At 41.4% G+C, this 16,961-nt stretch carries 10 protein-coding genes; 2 read left to right on the top strand and 8 right to left on the bottom strand.

Features of this window, described 5'->3' with window-relative positions; all coding sequences use genetic code 11:
* Positions 1-62 precede the first annotated feature (62 nt).
* Positions 63-1,373, bottom strand: a complete 1,311-nt coding sequence (locus HMPREF9447_RS03480) for a hypothetical protein (RefSeq protein ID WP_044137398.1) — start codon at positions 1,371-1,373, stop codon at positions 63-65.
* A gap of 335 nt (positions 1,374-1,708) precedes the next feature.
* Between HMPREF9447_RS03480 and HMPREF9447_RS03475 the strand changes: the two genes are divergently transcribed.
* Positions 1,709-3,499: an AraC family transcriptional regulator gene (locus HMPREF9447_RS03475; protein WP_009128132.1), complete on the top strand. Its 1,791-nt coding sequence runs from the start codon at positions 1,709-1,711 to the stop codon at positions 3,497-3,499.
* 16 nt (positions 3,500-3,515) lie between these two features.
* On the opposite strand, the gene HMPREF9447_RS03470 is transcribed toward HMPREF9447_RS03475, so the two are convergent.
* Genes HMPREF9447_RS03470 through HMPREF9447_RS03460 form a run of 3 tightly spaced genes read right to left on the bottom strand, consistent with a single transcriptional unit; the run spans position 3,516 to position 8,386 of the window.
* A complete protein-coding gene (locus HMPREF9447_RS03470; RefSeq protein ID WP_009128130.1) occupies positions 3,516-5,810 on the bottom strand; it encodes a hypothetical protein in 2,295 nt (764 codons plus the stop codon).
* An 18-nt stretch (positions 5,811-5,828) separates the two neighbouring features.
* A complete protein-coding gene (locus HMPREF9447_RS03465) occupies positions 5,829-7,484 on the bottom strand; it encodes a hypothetical protein (RefSeq protein ID WP_009128128.1) in 1,656 nt (551 codons plus the stop codon).
* Positions 7,481-8,386, bottom strand: coding sequence for a hypothetical protein (locus HMPREF9447_RS03460; RefSeq protein WP_009128126.1), 906 nt, complete (start codon positions 8,384-8,386; stop codon positions 7,481-7,483). Before HMPREF9447_RS03460 ends, HMPREF9447_RS03465 begins: the two co-directional genes overlap by 4 nt.
* Positions 8,387-8,678: 292 nt before the next feature.
* Here HMPREF9447_RS03460 and HMPREF9447_RS03455 point away from each other — a divergent pair, with 292 nt between their 5' ends.
* Positions 8,679-10,010, top strand: coding sequence for an ATP-binding protein (locus HMPREF9447_RS03455; RefSeq protein ID WP_009128120.1), 1,332 nt, complete (start codon positions 8,679-8,681; stop codon positions 10,008-10,010).
* A 57-nt stretch (positions 10,011-10,067) separates the two neighbouring features.
* Here the strand turns inward: HMPREF9447_RS03455 and HMPREF9447_RS03450 are convergent, their stop codons facing one another.
* The 4 genes from HMPREF9447_RS03450 to HMPREF9447_RS03435 form a co-directional block, all read right to left on the bottom strand.
* Positions 10,068-11,414 carry a hypothetical protein gene (locus HMPREF9447_RS03450; protein WP_009128107.1) on the bottom strand — a complete coding sequence of 449 codons (1,347 nt, stop codon included), beginning with the start codon at positions 11,412-11,414 and terminating at the stop codon, positions 10,068-10,070.
* Positions 11,405-12,373 carry a DUF6046 domain-containing protein gene (locus HMPREF9447_RS03445; RefSeq protein WP_394330285.1) on the bottom strand — a complete coding sequence of 323 codons (969 nt, stop codon included), beginning with the start codon at positions 12,371-12,373 and terminating at the stop codon, positions 11,405-11,407. Before HMPREF9447_RS03445 ends, HMPREF9447_RS03450 begins: the two co-directional genes overlap by 10 nt.
* 30 nt (positions 12,374-12,403) lie before the next feature.
* Entirely contained in the window at positions 12,404-16,324 is a 3,921-nt protein-coding gene (locus HMPREF9447_RS03440; RefSeq protein WP_009128103.1) for a phage tail tape measure protein, read from the bottom strand.
* A 259-nt stretch (positions 16,325-16,583) separates the two neighbouring features.
* The gene (locus HMPREF9447_RS03435) at positions 16,584-16,940 is read right to left on the bottom strand and encodes a hypothetical protein (protein ID WP_009128101.1); all 357 of its coding nucleotides are present in this window, start codon (positions 16,938-16,940) and stop codon (positions 16,584-16,586) included.
* Positions 16,941-16,961 lie beyond the last annotated feature (21 nt).

Below are 16,961 nucleotides of genomic sequence, written 5' to 3'. Positions count from 1 at the left end.
GTTCTGAATAAAGAAAGGCAGCTTTTACTGCCTTTTCTATGTTTTAAATCTTTCTGTCAATTCTATTTTGATACTTCACACATCAAAACACCTTTACCTGTCACATCCGCTTTACTTACTGTGATTGATTTGCCTGTGTAAGTTTTGACGACTGAAGTTCCAGCTGTATTCCATAGCTTCCAGATATATGTATATGCTGTTCCTGCTGCATCTAACTCCTCGCCATTACGATAAAGGATTGCTTTGGCGTCAACATCGTTAGCATTGTTTTTTATAGTAAATCCTTTCTGGCTGACTATATCGACGCTAATGGGGTCCGACATGTCTGCAAAAGATATTATATCACAAACAACTTTATTTGCGGAAGCATTGCCAGTGCTTGTATCCGTATCTTTAATAGAACATTTGAAAGTTTCAAAATTGAGTACGGCATCTGGCGTTATAGTAATTTCATTTGTTGTCCAGCCGGACGTTACTCCACGTTGATTGCTCTGTGTAAGACATGACCAACCAACACCCAATACTGAACTATAATAAGGACATGATACTGCTGTGCCAGAAGTGGCTGCTGCAGTAAGAGTCGTAGTGAGTGTTACAACTTTGGTGCTTGTATTAATAGAAGATATTGTGTATTGTGAGGAACCTATTGTAACTTTACCACCTGCCTCCATATTCGCAATAGAGTTTACTGTTACAGTAGTTGCTCCTGAAGCTGCTGCGGCAGTTAAGGTCGTTGGAGAAAATACTCCTCCATCCTTAATTCCCCATGCATAGCTTACATTGGTATTATCAATAGTAGCCCCTCTCCACATGTCACAATGGGCAGAAAGTGTTGAAACTGCATCGTTTTTGAAAACGACACCTTGAGGTGCATATGCAACTGCACAAATGGTTGCTCCTGCATTCAAATGCTGTGTAAATTGAATTTCAGCTCTGAATGGGATTTCCAAACCGTTAGCATCGATGTATATGGACTCAAACGTATATCTCACCTGTGGAGCATTGACGGACATGTGATTAGCGCTAACGGTTAGTGCATATTTAGCTGACGCAGCGCCAATCGTACAACTGTCTTGACCACTTGTGATTAATACACCATTTTTATACCATTTGGTTGTCCCACTCTTTACTCCCGGGGTTAAATTTGCAGCATTACCAACAGAGCTTATCTGGTCTGTTGCCCCTTTTCCACTTATAAAAAGTGAAGGAGTAAGAATTAGATGTGAACTTGCTGCCCAGTTAGGAGCATATACATTGGTATCTTTATTATATACTTGCGTCAAAGGTTGACTGGAACCAAGGAAAGCCTGAATAGATACTGCATCGTTCTGATCGATAATAGTGATTTGTCCTCTTGCTACTTTTAATGCCATTGTCAGTGATTTAAGGTTTAAGATATATACAGAGATTAGTGCTATTAACTGGTACATAGTTTAAAAGAGGAGAGGGGTTATCTATAATGATTGTAATTATACTTTGCAAAATGATATATAATTGGTGTTATATTACGCTTAATGAATCTACCTTGTTAATAAATGTATCAATAAATCGGACTATGATGAAAACAAACGTGTTTTTGATAAAAAACGTTCCATTTGCCCTTCAAGAACGAACTATACTCATATACTGAATGTTTGAATTAAGGTATATTATTGGTATTAATATGCACGTCACACAAAAGCTATTTAACTAACTTATTTGATTTTGTATGAAATTTATTTTGATATTTGTTTTTGCGCTGATTGGCACACGGTTAAATCAATTGCATTCATATTCAACTATTTCTCATCTCTCCCTGCGACTAAATGGAAATGAACATCCGGACTATCAGTATATAACATATCCTATGACCTCATCTCTTTCATGGTTTGTTCCCTGGTCATATCCTTTTGAGAGTCTTGTCATGGGATTAATCATTTTTCTTATGTCGTACTATAGGTTAAAGCGTAGCAAAGAATTACTTTGTCATGAGAAGTTAAGGATTGCTCTGAATATGGTGCATAAGACTCAGACACCGTTGGCATTGATGCAAAACCTTTTATATGATATTGAATCTACCGATTTACCTTCAGATATATCGGGAAAGATGAAACATATACTCAGGTATAATAAACATGTTCTTGACTGTTTCCAGAATATTGTTGCGCTGAATATGCTTGTAAATAAAACCCGGACTAAATTACGGAAAAATGAGCTTGAGCTTTATACTTTTATTAGTTCGATACTCAAAAATTGCCAAATGTATGCTGATACCCGTCAGATTCAGTTGGATATCAACAGGGAACCTGGTTATATTAGCTGTCGTGTAAATGAAGTTATGATGACAGCCGCTTTGCAATGTCTTTTGTTTAGAGTAATTGATTCTACTTCCCGGAAAGGCTGTGTAAGCGTTAAAGTGTCACATGAGGGGGATAGTTGGAATCTTCTGATAACTAATAATCCGGAAATGGGGAAAAAAATGTCTCGATTAAAGCTGTCTATCCTGACAAGGGTACCGATATTTTGTTGCAGGACTTTCTGTGTTGTAAGAAAGATGATCCGGTTGCATGGGGGAGAAATGACAGGTGGCATAAGCAGAGGGGCGGCTTTTATACAAATCTGTGTACCGATGGAGTATTTTTGTAGAACAGAGCATTGTCCTGTAGTTCAGGAATCAATACGGAAAGGCTATAGTTCAACTTTTTCCTGTAATAGTCATTTGCATGTAAATTGTGTGTCTAAATCCGATAAGGCTCCTCATGTAATGTTAGTTATGGCAGACAAGGATCTTAGTGGTTACTTGGATGATACGCTTTCCAAAAACTTTCAAGTGTCGGTCTATGACGATCCGGAACGGATTTGTCCTTTTATGGGGCAGCGTAATCCGGATGCTATAATCATCGATGAGACAGTTAATGGTGTGTATGGAAGTGAACTTTGTGCTGAAATAAAGGAGGATGCCTGTATGTGTAATATTCCGGTAATTCTTTTGATAAGCTCTAATGCTGACTATTTAACGCATACAAGTTGTGGTGCCGATAGAATTGAACTGCGAATGGTAAATGTTTGTAAACTCAAAGCGGATATTGCAGCTCTCATAAACCATCGTATTGTTCAAAAAGAACGTTTAAAAGAATTTGCTGCCAGCACGCTTCCCGGAGATCACTCGGAAAAGGTGACACAGGGTGATAGTGACGCTATATTAGTAGATAAATTACAGAAATGTCTGGAGAAAAATCTTTCTACAGAAAAATATACTGTCGAGATGCTTTGTGCTGACATAGGAATGAGCCGGACTGCATTTTATAATAGAGTAAAACTCATAGCCGGGCAGTCTCCCACAAATTATATTCTATCCTATAAAATGGGAATTGCGAAAACCATGTTGGCATCCAGGCGGTATAGTGTCTCAGAGATTGCCACTTTGCTGGGGTATTGTGATGGCAAGTATTTTTCTAAAAGATTCAAGGATTTCTATGGCGTTTCTCCTATGCAATATGTCAGGGATGCTATGGGCTGACTTATATACGAAAGGTTTATGAATCAGAGAGTGTTATTTCACAATCAAAAACAGCCTTCCGGTATACATCTTCTGCCGATATCTCCAGTTTTTTACCTATGTGTTCTGTGGAGTTCCATAATTCATCACTTTGAAGGTTGTTACTAATTCTATTCCATTTAAAATTAGAATCCGGTATTCTATCCGTTACATCAATGCCTCCTTTAAAAACGAGTGCACTTAGTATGGTAGATATAATACCATTTCTGAAAGTCGCCCCCTGGCTGGAAGTGACATATACAGAATAAGCATCTTGTCCGTCATATTGCTTTGTTATGGTGTAGGTTGATACAAATTCCGTTTCTTCCCAAAAAGCCTTATAACGCAGTATAAGTATGTCCTGACCTTCCCAGCCATGAAATGTTGGAGTGACAATATATATACTGCCTGTACAAATATCTTTCCATACATTATCAGTGGAAAGATATTGCCATTTGTTGGCAATACTATTGAAATTATGTTCTGTTGCAACCAGTTCAATCTTTTCCGGTTGTACAACCTCCTTTGTTAAGGTGTCTGCATAGTGAAAAACATTTGCCCCCTCTATACTTACTGATTTAGGGAGGAGTTTATTATGTGTTTTCTCATCGAAGTCTTCCCAACGGATAGTCACGTCCTGCAAAGTAATCGTGTCTTCTGTCCATTTGAATCGGCCTCCTGCAAAGTACCCAGTACCATCCGGATTGATTACAAAAGACTTATTGCCAGCTTCGATAGAACCATCGGAATTTAGACGAAGTAAAGGATTTTGTATTGTACCACCAACACCACCTCTGCAAAACCAGGCGCCATATTCGTCTGTATCATTCAGAATGCCATCTGTTGCCTGATATAAAGAAGGCTTTTCACCCGCTTCCAGTTGAGGGGAACAAAAACAGATATTCCCCATATCATGTTTGAAACCTATTCTAAGTTCATTTTCTTCATTACAATTGACGACAAAAGAAATGTGGTATCGTTTCCATTCATTTTCTTTTTCAATGTGAATCTCCTGATAAAGCTTTTCATCCAAGATAAATGATAAACTACCGGCTTTTCCGGATTTTGCCCAGAATGAGAAGCAATATTTCTCTCCTATATGTCTTTTTTTCCACTCATAATCCTGGCAAATATACTCTGTTGTGGAAAAGGGGAGCTGAAAAACGTGTCCTATACCTGCAGGCGCTTTTTCTGAGTCAGATACCAAAACCGTCTGAACAAAGTTGCCGTATAGACTATTTATAAGGCTATTTTTGTGAATGCGGCCCACATAAAAAGTACTTGCAAACCCTGTTCTGTCTCCGGCGGTCAATGTTCCCGCTACGTTAACATTTTGGGTAGCATATAAGCTCTGAAAGTAGGCGCCGTAACCATCCAATACCCCAAAGAGAGGATCAACAATACCTCTTATTTTGCCAATGCGTGCCTTTGTCCCATTTGAAAAATTGGTAATATCCGAGAGTAGAACGATATTCAGGTCTGATATTTCACACCAGTCTTTTTCTTGCAGAAAAGATGTCATGTCAATTAACAGGCTTCGGGAATATTCTTCCGGATAGTCCACTGTAACTAACATCAGCTTATAACTCCATTCAGTATCTATATTTATTGTATCAGTTCCTTCGGGCTGCGTGCCATCTGTATATCCAAAACTAACTTGTACATTTTCTATGGGACAGGATGCTCTGATTTTATAAGATATAACGACGCGCTGGGGATGATGAACTCCCTTTTCCAATGTCTGTTTAAACCCGATAACTTCCCCAATGGCAGGTATATTTCTATTTCTTGTTATCCTGAAGACCCTATAAGCATCCAATTGTGAATCAAAATAGGTGGATGTTACGAAGTCAGCTCCTACACATGAATATCTTCTGCTATCAGCTTCGTTAGTCCGGCCTTCTCCCATAAAAGGATAGCATAGAGAGTTTTCAAAAGCCATTCCATCTATGATATCCATAAAAGGGGCCTCAGAGTCAGAAGCAGTTAGGTACAATGCACCACTCCGATCTGCATTGAACAGGTTGGTAGTACGTACAAAATCCAGTAGTTCACCATTTACAGGTTCATCGCCTTCAATAAGTGCCCCTATGAAATAAGAAGACTCTAACTCCTTTCCGGTTTTATCTAAAATTGTATCGATTCCGGTTTGCAATACAATCATCAGGGAGTAAATCAGATTTTTCCCATCAAGGTATTGTCTACGTACTACATCACCTACCTGTAAACCCTGAGTCTTGTGAGATTCAGGGTCAAGAAGGACTTTGTATCTGGCATATTTGTATAGTGACATGAAAAGTTGTTGTTTGGTTTATAGTTTTTCTACTTTATCGCCGCTGCAAGAATCACTTACCCATAAAGAACCGTTAGTTGTGTACATTTTCTGAACTTCCATTTCATAGATTCTCATTTTCTTACGTACTGTTACTTCATCAAAGGTTGCAGCTACGTTCCCTGTAGTTTCATTACGTAAAATAGCCCATCCCGAGCCCGCAAAGCCAGAGGAAAAATGCTCTGAACTCAAACTGTTTTTGAAGTATGCATTGCCATAATGCTTAATGCCTCCTGTTGCGGATAATAGGTAATTCTCACTGTTAAAGTATAGACAATTGTCTGTCAGTCGAGTGAGCGAACTGTCTATTCCAACATGTCCTTTTACTTCTAAAGGGATATTGGTATTTATAAAATCGGCATCCGATTTAATGAATAGACTGTATGAGGGGCTATTTAGGGGGCGATAAAGGCTTGTAGAAATGCCATGCTCGAAACCGGTACGGCATTCTGTTGTTTCGTTTATCTCAGGAGATGTATATTCTACCTGAGAGATAAAATCCAACCTTTCTTTGTTGCCTTGTAAAATGACTCCATTATAAGCGCCGAAACGTAATTTATGATGAATTACTATCCCCTCGTCTGCATCATCCACCCGATAGGAGGAAAGTAATTCATTGCCATAATGGTGACGTACTGTAAGAGCATCCGGAAAATAACCGGCTCCGTATTTACTTACCAGAATGTTGTCTCCGTCTATATCTGATAGTCCGGCAAGTAAGCGGATTTTATTAGTATGCTCGTTTGCAAGTAGTAAATCTCCGCCTACAGCGCCCAACTGGATATCATTTTCATTGGCACGAATCAATACTGGTATATTGTCGATTTTGATACCGTATCCCACAGCAAAGGATAAATACCCTGACAATGTCGTTCCTGCCTTATTAATATACAAAATGGTACGTCCATCTACACCTAATTCTGCTCCGTGAAGTGAATGTAGCATTCCGTTGAGGGTAGTAGAGCCTGTAACTTGTAAATTTCCGGATATCATTCCGTTCTTCATCTTCCAGTCTATAGCCGCCTGATTGGCATTACCGCTATGGTAAACAGGGTAACTACCAACTAAAACAGTGGATGGTGATATATATACTCCTGATTGTTTACTCCCAAATATGATTTCTCCATTTGAATGTATGGAGGCATTTCCTGTATCTAAATACGTACCATGAATATATGTTGTGGCAGTCAAGTGATCATAAGCAAGGACTTTTTCATCTCCCAAATAGAAATTATTTCCACCTATCCTAATATCTCCGTTGATCTGTACACCCGAACTATTTCCATCTTTATATAGAGAGAAGATACGGTTATTACCAATACCGGCCTCAAATCCATAGTTTGCCCGTAAAACTCCAGCCATGTCCCCACCGCTTTTTTTTAGATATCCTAAGAGTATGCCTCCATTATCACTACCTCCTTCACCTGCTACACTTCCTGAGATGGCGGCGGCAAAGCTAAATGCTGTGTTTTTAAGCCTTGCACTGGTATCATCACCTTCTACAACACCCCAGGGATGGGTGTCATCTTTCCTGTCCTGTGCATTGAAGAAATTACTATAAAGCTGTGAATAAATAGAATAGCATAAGCTAGCCGGATCTAACTTGCCGATATCAGGGTGTAATTCAATACTCATTTTGTATAAGCTGTTTTAGAAAGAAAGTTCTGAATCTTGGAAGTTAAGGATGTGAAATTAGGTATGTTCAATGCGGGCATTGTACCCATCAAGGTAGGCGTCGTAATTTTAGAACATTCTGTCAGGAACTCCAGCATTAACTGTGCCAGTTGATTACCTAATACAAGGGGCTCGTTAGCACTTTCTTCGCCAATAGTCACCTTCTTATCCTGGATAGTGACACTGGTGCTTCCCACTTTCTGTTCCAGTCTGTTTCCGGTCTGACTTACTTCCGACTTATCCAGTTTCTGCAAAATACTTTCCGGTGTTATATTTACTTCTGCCTTTTTGCCGTCTTTGTTTTTTGCCATAGTTTGTATTTCGGTTGCTGTGTATTTGGTTGCTGTTTCATTGCCGGTAGCTGGTAGCTCGTTATAATCAGGTGAGTTGTTATCATCCGGGTCTAATTCTTCTGTTTCTCTAACTCCGATAGAAGTCTCTTCATGGGCGGTTAACTGAATGACTTGCGCATGGGAGTAATTCAGAACATACGTGTAATGAGTTGCTGCGTCCATCACAATCGTAACATCTGAATATAGAAGGGGAATGATAAGGAAGCCACCTGAATTGTCCTGTAGTCCTGAAAGTAACACTCCTTTATGGATGATTGGTTCGGAACTTGCCGTTTCATCCGGGAATTCCCGAACATCTATGGTGCCGGCGTATTCCTCATATTCTTCATCATTCGGATTATTATGTACTTTAGCAACATAACCATGTACCATTCTTGCCGTACCCACGCCAGCGGTTCCGGAAGGTGCCATATCGATGCGTTCTATGCTTCTTCCCAAGGCTATCTTGCGAATAGCTTCGCGTATCATTCGTTGGCTGGACTTCCCATTTGTTTGTGTTTTTTCTTCCATTAGTGCTATATTTTATATATATGAAAGAATAGATTTTTCAAGGGAGAAAAGATGTACATGTGGTTTCGGTCTGATTTTTCTGTAATTACTGTTGTTTTTCGATATGTATTTTCTGAATTTTCTTAGTGAATTCGACCTTACTTTTCTGTGTTTATTGTTGATTTTCGGTCTGACTTTTATTGAATATATCTATAAATTCGATATGACTTTTCTTTGAATAATGTTTTGTTTCGATATGATTATTCTAAAATAAGTCATATATTTGCATTGTAAATCAATAAAATATGAACTTATGAGGCAATATTTTAAAAGACATATAGATAAGTACCTTGAAGAATGGAAAAATAGTGCCAACCGAAAGCCTTTGTTGGTGAGGGGAGCAAGGCAAGTTGGGAAGTCTTCAGCTATCCGGCATTTAGGGGAAAGTTTCAAGTATTATATTGAAATAAACCTTGAACGCCAAAAGGATATAAAGACGCTATTTGGAGACAACCTTAATGTGAAAAGTATATGCAGCCAGTTAAGTGTAATCTACAACACTCCGATTGTGCCCGGCGAAACTCTTTTGTTCTTTGATGAGATACAAGAATCTCAACGGGCCATATCATCCTTGCGCTATTTTTATGAGGATTATCCGGAACTGCATGTTATAGCTGCCGGTTCTCTTCTTGAGTTCACACTGAAAGAATTACCTTCGTTTGGTGTAGGCAGAATTCGTTCAATGTATATGTATCCTTTTTCATTCGATGAATTCCTCGAAGCACAAGGATTGTCATTACAAGTCAACTTTAAAAGAAATGACGCTGATTGTGAACACCCTCTTCCGGGGCCGTTACATGAAGATATGATCTCTCAACTCAGGTCTTATTATCTGGTTGGCGGAATGCCTGAAGCTGTAAGGATATGGGTGCAGACTGGTAACTATAAAGAATGTGCAATTGTGCATAATGATATATTGGATACTTATCAGGATGATTTTAAAAAGTATAAAACCCGTATTTCTCCTTTGCTGCTTGCTCAAACATTGAAGTCAGTTGCATTGCAAGCGGGGGAAAAGTTTGTATACGCACAAGTTGGCAATGACATCGGTGGGGCGATGGTGAAAGAGGCTTTGTCGTTGCTTTCATTGGCCGGGCTGGTGACTCCAGTGGTTCATACTGCTGCAAATGGCATTCCTTTAGGGGCGGAAATTAATGAGAAATTCAGAAAGTTCTTATTTCTCGACATTGGCTTGATGCAATCAATGCTGAAAATACAACCCAAAGATATCCTCATTGCTGATGAAGTAGATTTTATTAATAGAGGAGGGTTGTCAGAGATGTTTGCCGGATTGGAATTAATGAAGTATGATAGTTATCTGACAAAACCGGAACTTTATTATTGGCAGCGTACGGAGCGTGGCACACAGGCCGAAGTTGACTATGTAATTAGCCGGAGAGGAAAGATATATCCGATTGAGGTGAAAGCCAGCAATTCGGGATCGATGCAGAGTATGTATAAATTTATAGAGTTGAAGAAAAGTGATTATGGAATAAGGACAAGTCTGGAGCCTTTTTCTTCCTACAAGGATATAAAGGTAGTGCCTTTGTATGCGCTATCAAATAAAGTTGTACAAGGAGAGTAACGTATATTATGTAATATAGTTCAGGGGATTTCCGAGTCGGGAATCCCTGTTTTGTTTTTACCCGTTTTTCTCTGTTTTATTTCCCTTTATTCGATATGGGGTGCTGATTGTTTGTCTATATCCTTCTGTTCCGAACTTGGTAACCACTTCATCCACGATATACACTCCGTTTTTGGAGGAATTTATATCATCAATTAATTCAACCTGAACGGCGGTGTTTAGCGCCAGGTCACCGAATAAGGTGAGTTTGCCCGTTATACCATTTAGATTATAACCCTTGAAGTATTCAATGGCTTCCTCTACCAATTTGTCTGAGTTTATTTTCATATTAGAAGACATGTAGGGGACAATGGTATAGGTACTCAGATCGACTTTAGTTTTGGTTTTTGCTCCCTGGGCAGTAACATTCCCGGTTACTTTATGTGTTTTTTTTGATATTTGTGTGGCATTGACTGTTTGAAACTCCTTGCTGCCTTTCTTCTCTGGGGCATATTCGGGATTTAACCGTATGGTGACTTCAAAGAATTTTTCGTCTGTACCAAGGGCTTTGGCCGTGACAGCCAAAAACTTCGGGTCTGTCTTAACCACCTTCAAAGTGCTGTTTGCTACGTGATAGTCAAAATAGACTTTGAAAGGACCGGATTGCTCATTGCCAGGGAAGACCGGCTGGCTCTTGGAGGAAGAATATGGACGCCCCACGGCTATTGTCGGCATATCATCCGGTGAATTCTCATCGTATTTAAGAAAACAGTATACTTTGAATTTAGACCAGTCGGACAAGACATCGGCAACAGTGAAATTATCGGTTACCTTAATTTGTCCGATGTTGATGTCGAAACGTTTGGTTTCGCTGTGTATTTGAAAGCCGGTATCTTTTAGCAGGTTGTATTTCTCGCCTAATACATCGTTGACCTTTGTGCCGATGATGGGAGTTACAAATTTGGGGGCTTGTTTTAGTTTTAACTTATAGGCCATGTTTTCACAGTTCAGTTCAAACTGGTTGTCTGAGTTATAGCCGGTGATGTAACCCTCAAACATTTTCTTCAGTACCCCGTTGTATCCTAAAGATATGCTGATGCGTTGGCCGGTTTTGAAGGTGGAGGCATCCACTGCACTTTGGGAGGTGTGTTTCTCAATGATGATACCATCCTGCATCACTTCTGCAGTAATTCTTGACGCGTCTTTTCCTTCCAATGTAGCGGCTCCGAGTAGGGTGCTTTTGAAAACTGTTCCTTTTGGAAAAACAACCTTTGCTGTACCAATCAGCTTTTTATAGGATTCATTGATTTCTATCTCCTTTACTTCGGTCAGGGTGATGGGGTTGTTGATAGCCATCAGATTGGCAGGATCAGCATCTCCGATGACGATCCTGCAACAGAGTACATCAAGTGAACTTATAGCCATAACTTTGATATTTTTAATAAAGAGGACGGGTCAACGACTTCCGTACCGAATTTGACAAGTTTAATCCATTTGTTTGAGTGTTGAATGGCTTTATCTACTTTCTCCTGGTCGGCCAGTTTGAGTTCTACGGCCTCTGAAGGTTCAACGGCTACACAGTTCAGACTATAGGGCTGTATGTTCCTGCAATCTGAAGAAGAAAAGGTGTAGCTCTGCACGATCAACTGTGATATTTTGAATTGCCGTAATATTGTGTTGTCACAAGTGATAACTCCTTTGTATTGCATCAGCTTCAGGAACTTGGATACTTCTGCTTCGGGATAAATGTCGGGATACTTGCTGCTTATCTTTCCTGATATGCTGATTTCAAAGTCTCCGCCCGAGATAAACTCTTTGCGGCTGTAGTTTCTCCCTTGTACGGTTGTTAAAAGTATATTGTTGCGGCTGCTGACCTGCACAAGGGGCTGTAAGTCTACAAATGTGACTAATCCGTACTTTGAATTCAGTTCAACCTTTCCACTTTGCGAATCATAATAGGTGCCTTCATCGGAAATACTGAGCTCCAGATAGTCACTTACCAGATTCCCGACAATGGTGTCCGTGTAGTTTTTCTTTGTCGCTACGTCCTGCTGATCCTTAATCAGCTGGGCATATTGCCCGGCTTTGTTGGCGAGACTGCTTTGGGACTTTTCTTGGAGATACTTGTCGCGTACTTTCTGTTCCCAGTACTTCAAATATCTGGGGTAGGAGCGAAGTATACCATATGCCAATTGTGAGGCGGTTTGGATAACTGCGCGTTTGAGTATATGGCTGTCCTTGGATAGGTATTGCACCTGTCCGTCGGTGAGTTCGGCAAGTCCCATGTTCAAACTTCTTCGGGCTGCGTCGCTGATATATCCCCCGACACTGCCGTGGCTAATCACGCCACCACTCAGCAGGGTTGAGGTTGCAATTCTTCCTATACTAATAATTTTGGGCATACTATGATTGTTTTATCCCTCCCAGGTTGCATCGAAGTCGTGTACTACATCAATCAATGCCTGAGCGAGTTGTTCTTTAAGATTTTGTATTTCCGGATTCTTCCCATCTTCTGATTTCAATAGGTTAATGGCTTCGAGACTCATCAGGTTGGTGATATTTACAATCACTTGCTTCGGTGCGGCCGATGATAGCTTTCCGGTACCTGAGTAATTGCCTCCGGCAAGCCCGTCATCGGCCCCTGATGTTATGCCATTTGAATTGTAGGGAGAATCGTCCTTGTCCGGTTCATTAGAATATAAGTCAGGAGAGAATCCGGCTTTTTGCAGTATGTTCTCTGCCATTTCTGCTGAGCCACCAAAAGTTTGCCGCAGACTGGAAGCAAATGTGACAACCATGTTGTGTGCGGCTGACGCATTAGCCAATGCTATTTCTCTCTCTTCCTTGGTTGCTTTCTTTCCGGGGACTTTCTGTTTCCATAGTCCGTCCTTACCTCTCGAATATCCGAGTTTTATAAGTTCGGTGAATTTGAATCCTCCCAATGCCATAGCATAGCGGGCATTATGTTGTGACGAAAGGGCTGTCCTGTAGTTCTGTGCAATCTTAACGATTTCCGGAACAAGCTTTTCATTCATATAATCGGCATAATCGATTGTGCTGCTTGCCTCGGCAGCGGTCAATTTATCCATGCCCGATTTGTACAGAATTTTGCCGTTCTTATCCTCTGTCCATAATTTGCGGTTTAAGGTGAGTCCATCTTGCCCGAACACAGCTTTGGCGCTCCGGATAAATCCACCGATTTCTTCGTCGGTCTTTAGTTTTCCGAGGTTAGCATAGGCTTTTAGTATCCGTTCCTGACTGTCTTTCTCGGCAAGCGTGTGTATTGCGGCCTTTACATCGGACTGGTAAGCATCATCAAAGGAGTATGATGGTGCAGATCTGGTTTCAGCAGCAGCGGCTGAAGTGAAGAAAGCCGTCCACCAGTTTCCTGTAAAGGCGCCGATTTTTTGGCCGGATGCTTCTTCAAGCGTCTTTCCCTTCGTCACGTCATCAACGGCATTTTTAGTAGCAAGTGCCTGCTGGTATGTCTTCCTTAACGATTCGTATAGGCTATCAATACTTGGATACCGGTATTTTCTGTTGGCTCTGATTTCTTCCTGCACGGCATCTTTGGCTTCTTTAATCTTCCAGGTTTTGTATGCCACCCAACCAAGGGCGCCGACCAAAGCAGCGATACTTGCGGTCGCTGCCGCCGCTCCGGTTCCGATGGCCGATAAAGAAGCGGTTGCCCCAACCATTCCGTTGCCTGTTACCACCTGAGAAGCAAACAACGGACCGAAAGCGCTGCGTGCTGCCATCAATGAGCTGCCACCCATGAGACCGGAAGATAATAGTGCCTGGGTCATTGCTCCTTTACCAGTCACTCCGGCAGATTGTAGAGCCGATACGATAGCTCTTTTGTTGGCAAAGGTTAGTGTCTTGCCTGATATTTTTCCGCCAAGCCCGGTTAATCCGGTCAGAAGTTGGATGGTTGAGGCGGCAGCAGACTGTTTGCCTAAGAACCCCATCGCCACGCCTACATTGGTCAATGCTCCGGCAAGTTTGTAAAGCCGGGTTGCGACAAAACCAGTGAAGAGGATGGGCTCTATCCAATGGAAGTTCTTTACTATCCATGTGCCAAAGTTGGCAAGGGTTGACACGATGCTAATTAGTGTCCGGCCTATTTCGGCCAGTCCGCGGGCTAGGTCCGGGGTACTGAATTTGGCGAGAAAATCCTTTAATACCTGCCGGATAGAGGGTTCCATCAGTTCAAAGCCTGTCATAAAGCTTTCTGTAAGTTGGGAAGTAACCTGATACCAGAGTCCTTTTGTTGTTTGTTGCTTCACTAAGGCCAGCTCTGTTGAGATGCCATTTGAACCTTTATTCTGTACAGTGATTTCTCTAAGCTTTTCATAATTATTGATGAACTGCATGGCGGCATTACCACCGATTTTGCCAAAGATAGCCTGCATATCGGCCATTGTCGCCCCAGCTTTATGCAGGTCTCTAAAAATATCTGCCAGAGGACGGACCTTTTCTACTTTCTTGCCATATACATCGATAAAATGAGTAAACTTGACTTTTAACTTCTCCAAAGTTTCTGCCGCCTCTTTGGTTGGTTTGGCAAAACGGGTAGACATGGCCCTCAAAGCTGTACCTGCCATCGTACCTTTGATACCAGAGTTACCTAATACGCCAACAGCAGCTGCCGCCTCGGCAAAGTCAATGCCTGCGGTTTTCAGATAACCTCCCGCCATTTTGAAGCTTTCCGCCATTTCTATAATATTGACGTTAGAACGTGACACGGTTGATGCCAGAATATCAGCAACAGAATTCATACTGGTACTCTTAATCTTGTATCCGCTCATAATGTTCGTGGTCAAGTCTGCAATCTGACCTACATCATTATCACCTATTAATGCAAGGTTGACAATGGGGCGCATGGAGTTGTGAATCGTCTCCATGTCCATGCCGGCCATTGCCAGAAAGCGTGTTGCCTGTCCGATTTGTACCGCCGTGAACTTGGTGTCCACACCAATTTGCCGGACATGCCGGGACATCTTTTCAAACCGTTGCTCAAAAGTACCTAAATCGGAATCTGATACGCGCAAAATGCTTTTCGCAGATTCCATCACATTGGCATATTCTACAGCATCTCTCAGTTCGGATTTCATGAAGTTGTATGCCATGTATGCGTTGAACATGGAAAGGAAAGGGAGATTCCGAATGGACGGTGTCTTGGAGTATTGCATACGGTTAATGGCCGCACGACGTCTGTTCCCATATTTGGAGTCTTCAATGACAGATTGTTTCTGTGTCAGCCGTAATCTTTGTCCAGCAAGCTTCTGTTGTCTCTTTTCGTTCTGAAGCTTTTTCTTTTCGTCCTCCCGTTCCTTTTCAAGGATTCGGCGCATCCTCATCTTTTCAAGTTCCTCGAATTTCTTATCCCGTTTGGCGTAAATCTTTTCAAGGTTATTAAAAGACTTCAGTTTATTGCGTATTCTTTGGCGGAACTCTCTTTCCTGCTCGGCTTCTGCCTTTCTCACTATCCGTTCTTCTTCCTTCGCTTGTCTCTCACGTTGTCTTTCCTGTTGCTTTTGAGTCAATGGTTTTTCCGGGGTGGGGGACGTAGGCGGAACAACAGGAGGAAGAACAGGAGGCACAGAAATCGTAGGTACAGAGCCGGGGATTATTGCAGGAACGGTTGGTATTACTTCGGGAACTATACTGTTTTCTTTGCCTTTTTTGCTTTTTCCGTTTTGAATATTAAGGGTGATTTGCGAAGCCCCCTTTATGTTATGCAATAAAGTAAGTATCTCCTCCAGACGTAATTTGGCTGTATCGGTCTTTATCCGTATTTCCCTCTCGTTTTCGAGGTGGATAAGGGCTGAGTTGATTTTCCCGATGGCCTTCGTTATATTTTTCTGGGTTTCGGATATGGACAGGGCAGAGTCTTTGGCAGTCTTTTGGGCTAATGTCTCCTGGGCAGCTATTGCATTTTTATCAATAACTTTTTTGGCCTGTGACTTTATTGCCTTGGTATCCAGTTTCTGTCCGGCATTGATAACCAGATTGATGCCTGAACTCATTTCGCGAATCTCGGTCAACGCGGTTTTAATCCGCGTCAGCTTCTCTTCGGTCTGGTTGGTCTTGATGTTGAAATCGTAGGTATAGTCGCGTTTTCTTCCTTTAGGGCGGAAAACTTCATCGACTTCCTTCATGATTGTGTTGATATTGCCTGCGGCCAGTTTGAAGCCGGCGTTTGCTTTTACCAGTTCGCCGATAGCTTCGGCAAATTTGGTAACTTTTTTCACGCCTTCATCCGCTTGTACGTTAATCGAATAATTGACGCGATAATTTTGGGCTAGTTCAGAAGATGTAGCGGGTTGTGTCATCGGTTAGTTTTTGTAAAAAGGCCCCTGTCACACTTGGGAGGTATGCAGGGGCCATGGAGCAAGAAATGAATGAATTGTCAGGTAGTAAGTGTGTTTGTGCTTCTCGTAAGTATCAGTTGTTCATGGAGCCACAGGGCTTCTTCTGATAGCATAGCAAATTCTTCATCGTCGATTGTATTCAGATTAACAGATGGAAAGTAGTGACGTACGTAAATGGTTCTTTGGCGGATTCGCTGTTCCTCACGTACTATCCATTTGTCTAAAAATTTACAATCATACTTTGTCTGGTTGTGATAATCTCTGACAGTTGCGACATTAGCCCGAAAAGGAAAAGCGATTCATTGTCTACCAACTCCTTGTCCCCATCAATGAAAGAGTCTTTTGCCAGCGTACGCATGGCAGTTACTTCGTCTTTCTTGGAGGCTGCCATAAACTTCGAGAACTGCAAAAAACTTGGTTCGGCCATATATGCTACGTAAAACTCTTTTTCTCCGCAGTTTGTATCTCCGAAAACTACCATTGGGTAAATTTTTCTCAGCTTTTTTTCTGTTTTGAGCTTAATTGCTTTCTCTTTGATTTCAGTTTCCTGTTCCAGGGTCAATGTCATATCTTCCATATTTATATTTGATTAAGTACA

This window comes from Bacteroides oleiciplenus YIT 12058, from assembly GCF_000315485.1.
Classification (GTDB): domain Bacteria; phylum Bacteroidota; class Bacteroidia; order Bacteroidales; family Bacteroidaceae; genus Bacteroides; species Bacteroides oleiciplenus.
Note: the sequence above shows the minus strand (reverse complement) of the source record. Positions and strands in the feature narration are given on the sequence as shown.

Coding starts and splice junctions, on each gene's coding strand:
- HMPREF9447_RS03480 (WP_044137398.1), bottom strand. CDS start 1,373: ATGGCATTAAAAGTAGCAAGAGGACAAATCACTATTATCGATCAGAAC.
- HMPREF9447_RS03475 (WP_009128132.1), top strand. CDS start 1,709: ATGAAATTTATTTTGATATTTGTTTTTGCGCTGATTGGCACACGGTTA.
- HMPREF9447_RS03470 (WP_009128130.1), bottom strand. CDS start 5,810: ATGTCACTATACAAATATGCCAGATACAAAGTCCTTCTTGACCCTGAA.
- HMPREF9447_RS03465 (WP_009128128.1), bottom strand. CDS start 7,484: ATGAGTATTGAATTACACCCTGATATCGGCAAGTTAGATCCGGCTAGC.
- HMPREF9447_RS03460 (WP_009128126.1), bottom strand. CDS start 8,386: ATGGAAGAAAAAACACAAACAAATGGGAAGTCCAGCCAACGAATGATA.
- HMPREF9447_RS03455 (WP_009128120.1), top strand. CDS start 8,679: ATGAGGCAATATTTTAAAAGACATATAGATAAGTACCTTGAAGAATGG.
- HMPREF9447_RS03450 (WP_009128107.1), bottom strand. CDS start 11,414: ATGGCTATAAGTTCACTTGATGTACTCTGTTGCAGGATCGTCATCGGA.
- HMPREF9447_RS03440 (WP_009128103.1), bottom strand. CDS start 16,324: ATGACACAACCCGCTACATCTTCTGAACTAGCCCAAAATTATCGCGTC.
- HMPREF9447_RS03435 (WP_009128101.1), bottom strand. CDS start 16,940: ATGGAAGATATGACATTGACCCTGGAACAGGAAACTGAAATCAAAGAG.